Annotated in this window: 5 protein-coding genes; 2 read left to right on the top strand and 3 right to left on the bottom strand. The window is 57.4% G+C overall.

The window, feature by feature from the left end:
* Positions 1-345 (bottom strand): hypothetical protein (locus ACKOED_RS12645; RefSeq protein ID WP_408916953.1); only part of this gene is annotated, 345 nt, incomplete at its 3' end.
* A 6-nt stretch (positions 346-351) separates the two neighbouring features.
* Complete coding sequence (locus ACKOED_RS12640; protein ID WP_408916952.1) at positions 352-567, bottom strand: hypothetical protein; 216 nt, start codon at positions 565-567, stop codon at positions 352-354.
* Positions 568-759: 192 nt separating this feature from the next.
* On the opposite strand from ACKOED_RS12640, the gene ACKOED_RS12635 reads away from it, so the two are divergent.
* Positions 760-1,044 carry a hypothetical protein gene (locus ACKOED_RS12635; RefSeq protein WP_408916951.1) on the top strand — a complete coding sequence of 95 codons (285 nt, stop codon included), beginning with the start codon at positions 760-762 and terminating at the stop codon, positions 1,042-1,044.
* Between the two features lie 96 nt (positions 1,045-1,140).
* Positions 1,141-1,674: a DUF3489 domain-containing protein gene (locus ACKOED_RS12630; RefSeq protein WP_408916950.1), complete on the top strand. Its 534-nt coding sequence runs from the start codon at positions 1,141-1,143 to the stop codon at positions 1,672-1,674.
* A 1,125-nt stretch (positions 1,675-2,799) separates the two neighbouring features.
* Here the strand turns inward: ACKOED_RS12630 and ACKOED_RS12625 are convergent.
* Positions 2,800-2,985 (bottom strand): hypothetical protein, encoded by a 186-nt coding sequence (locus tag ACKOED_RS12625; RefSeq protein ID WP_408916949.1) that lies wholly within the window; start codon positions 2,983-2,985, stop codon positions 2,800-2,802.
* Between the last annotated feature and the right edge of the window lie 460 nt (positions 2,986-3,445).

The raw sequence follows: 3,445 nt of genomic DNA, 5'->3' as shown, positions 1-3,445 counted from the left end.
GGCGATTTCGGCTCTCACCTCCGAGACAACCGCGGCAATCTCCGCCTTGGCGTCCTCCATCGGGATCAGGTCGCGCCGCCGCTCGGCGATGCGGAGTTCAATCTCGCGCGTGCGGGCGTCAGTCGCCCGGCTGGCGGCGGCGGCCTTGTTCGATTTCTGGAGCAGGTCCTCGTAGTAGGCGAGGGCACCCCGCACGATGGCGACCACCGAGTAGCGGCCATAGGACTGCCGGGTGATGTAGCCCTGGCTGACCAGTGCCTGCACCCAGGATGGACTGCGGTTCAGGAAGGTGGCCGCCTGCGCGAGGCTGATGGTCTGGCCCTTGGACTTGTCTTCTTCAGCCACGCAAGGTCACCTCGGATGAAGACGTTCGAACAGCCGCCGCACGAGATAGCTCCGGACCACCGATACCGCCGTGAAGGCGAGTCCTATGCCCAGATTTTCGATGACACCGGCCCGCAGTCCGAAGATCGGGAAGACCATCATCTGCGTGGCTACTGCGACGATGTATCCGATGGCCGCGCCAACCATGGCCTCGACCGCCGACACTCGCCGGGACTGGCCCATCATTCCTCCAGAAAGCAGCGAAACTGCCGGTCTTCCCGCTTGATATGTCAGCAAAGTAGAGCGCTTATGCGGTCACCGCGAACGGCATAGCCGCCGCAGAACAGGAGACACGGATGACCATGATCCTCCCGACACGCAACGAAGCATGGGGCTTCACCGGAACGATGCGGCGCGCTGGCGCGGCGATGCCCGATGCCTGGGACACGGCCTTCGCGGCCATCGCCAGGGCGACAGACGGCGAGCCCGAAGGGGATCCGCGACTTCCTCGACAGCCGCCACGGCCGCCACTTCGCCGACAGCGTCTGCGAGTTCACCGGAAAGGGTCAGAGCCTTGAGGATGCGATCCGGAACGCGGTCCAACTCTGGAACAGCTGGAAGATCGGCCGCAGCATCCAGCGCGAGACGGGCATCCCCTGCGGACTGCCCTATCTGACCGGATGGGTCCACCACTTCGGCATGCTGGCCGAAGCGGCCTGACGCAACCCCTCGCTCCGTCGCCCCGCGCCAAGGCGGGGCGCAGGGCTGTAGGACGCGGCGATCCCGCCGCTCCGCAACCCTGATGGAGCAAAACCCATGACCCACCTCACCGATACCCAGCGCGTCATTCTCAGCGCCGCCTCGCAACGCACTGACCGCCTCGCGCTTCCCCTCCCCAAGAGCCTCAAGGGCGGCGCCGCCCACAAGGTCATCAATGCCCTGATCGGGAAAGGCCTCCTCAGGGAGGTGAAGGCCAACCGGAAGCTCAGCGATCCCGTCTGGCGCGAGGGCGGCGAGGGTCAAGGCCTCACCCTCATCATCACCGACAAGGGCCTTGAGGCCATCGGGGTTGAGGTTGAGTCACCGAAGACCACGGCACGGACATCAAAGGCGAAGCCCACCACCAGTCCGCGCGAGGCCAAGACCCGCGAGGGCACCAAGCAGTCGGCCATGATCGCGATGCTGCGCCAGCCCGAGGGCGCAACCGTCGACGAGATCGCCGCAGCGACCGGATGGCAAAGGCATACGGTTCGCGGCGCCATGGCGGGCGCGCTCAAGAAGAAGCTCGGCCTCACCATCGAATCCAGCAAGGTCGAAGGCCGGGGCCGCGCTTACAGGATCGCCGTCTGATCAGGAAGCAGCCGAATCCTCTGCTGGCCCGCCCTCGCGGCGGGCCTCTTCTGTCCCGGCGAAGGTCCCGCCCGATGCCGTCCGCGTCGCGTCCGTCGTTTTGACGCCGATCTTGGGAGTGTCATCGCAGCGGCACTCATCGTCACTTGACGTTCCAGAACAGGTAACGCTGGGATTGATACGGGAATAATTCAATGAACGAAACGACGCTGGATCAGGCTTGCTCTTGCCCAGCTGCAGCTCCCGGCTGCCGCACAACCCAACGCGGGGGCTTCATTTAAGAAACCGGGAAAACTGTTCAGACAAGCGGGGCCAGCTCTTTGGACCACTCGTCCAGCGGCCAGATACGCCACTTTACGCTGCATTATTGGTCACTTGCACCTCCTATCTAAGCGCTTCTCGTTCGCGCAATTTTGTCGAAAAAATATGATAAAGTAAGAAAAATGAACATTGAAATGCAATTTATCATAAAATATATAAACAAGACTTGCTGACCGCGTTCAGTGAACTGGCTATTAACTATAATATCTATTCCATTTGAGCTAGAATACGATGCCCCTCCCTGCCACGAGAGCAATAGCGCGCATATCATTAGGAATAATATTGCAAAAATAATGTCCCGAACAGTCCATGAGTTTCTTGAGAGCCTCGCGGTTGCAAGCCCCATCTTGTCAGTACTATACCGATCCTTATCTGATTGGCGCGCAAAAAAAGCAGCGGTTTAATTAGCAATTACAAAATTCAACAACAGGACAACAGGCATCAAAAACAAGAATACAAGAATAGAGAATAGAAGCGCCCATAGAATCATCAATGATTGCGCCTCCATTGATGGAATACATCTGCTACCGCACTGAGCAACTTGTGACAAAGAAATGCTTTTTGCTCTGTCAAAATAAGTCAGGAGAAAGAAATCAATATACACAGCGATTACAAGCGCATGAAATCTACTTAGGAAATACATGGCACGTAAAGCTCAGGAGTTCGACCTAATGAGGTATGACTTGCCATCGCTGCATGAGCAACAAACAATCTCCCCAACCAAAAACTGACCCTGCAGCGGATGGAGCTCAGAGATTTCAACATTTTCTCTTGAGCGTTTGTTGAAACATGGATAGCTGCCTCTTACCCAAACACAAAATCATGCGCCACCAATTTCGTCAGCGCCACGTCGGTGAGCGTCACCGTGCCCAGGCTGCCGAAGTCCAGCACCGTGTTGCCGCCGGACTGGCTGGCCGCAGCTTCAACATGAGCGCTCGCCAGACTGGAACCGGCGATGCCACCGGTGGAATTTCTGCTGCTATCGGTCATCGTCAATCCTCAATGTGGTCCTGAAGTTGCGTGCAACCAGAGTGGTATAATCATGCCACCTCCTACCAACGTAGTTAGCAAACCATTTCCTGTAAGTTGCCAGGTAATCACACCGCCAAGTGGTGACAGAAATAGTAAAATCCATGCAGTTCTTCCAGAGATTTTCATTAATCACCACACTTGAAAGACATCATCTTTGATTATTTGTCTCACCCGAGATAATCCACGAGCCCACAAAGGGTGAGATGTTCAGCAACAGGCTCTCGGCTGCCATATCGATCAAGTGCAGGCCTCATCGCTGCTGAACATCTTCTCGACTTTTCCTTATCGCGAGCAAGCCCGCAAAGACCGGCACGCCCGGGCCCGATCCGCCGGTGAGCCCATCACTGCCGGAGAAACTCTTAAGTCCATCGCGCTGATCGGCTGCGGCGTTAGCGCTCTTCAAGCCAAGGATATCATC

Origin of the sequence: Aestuariivirga sp., from assembly GCF_046093005.1 — a bacterium.
Lineage (GTDB): Bacteria > Pseudomonadota > Alphaproteobacteria > Rhizobiales > Aestuariivirgaceae > Aestuariivirga.
The sequence above is the reverse complement of the archived record's forward strand: the minus strand, read 5'-3'. Positions and strand labels throughout refer to the sequence as shown.

Excerpts from the sequence above, each read along its gene's own strand:
- ACKOED_RS12640 (WP_408916952.1), bottom strand. The coding sequence starts at position 567 with ATGGGCCAGTCCCGGCGAGTGTCGGCGGTCGAGGCCATGGTTGGCGCG.
- ACKOED_RS12635 (WP_408916951.1), top strand. The coding sequence starts at position 760 with ATGCCTGGGACACGGCCTTCGCGGCCATCGCCAGGGCGACAGACGGCG.
- ACKOED_RS12630 (WP_408916950.1), top strand. The coding sequence starts at position 1,141 with ATGACCCACCTCACCGATACCCAGCGCGTCATTCTCAGCGCCGCCTCG.
- ACKOED_RS12625 (WP_408916949.1), bottom strand. The coding sequence starts at position 2,985 with ATGACCGATAGCAGCAGAAATTCCACCGGTGGCATCGCCGGTTCCAGT.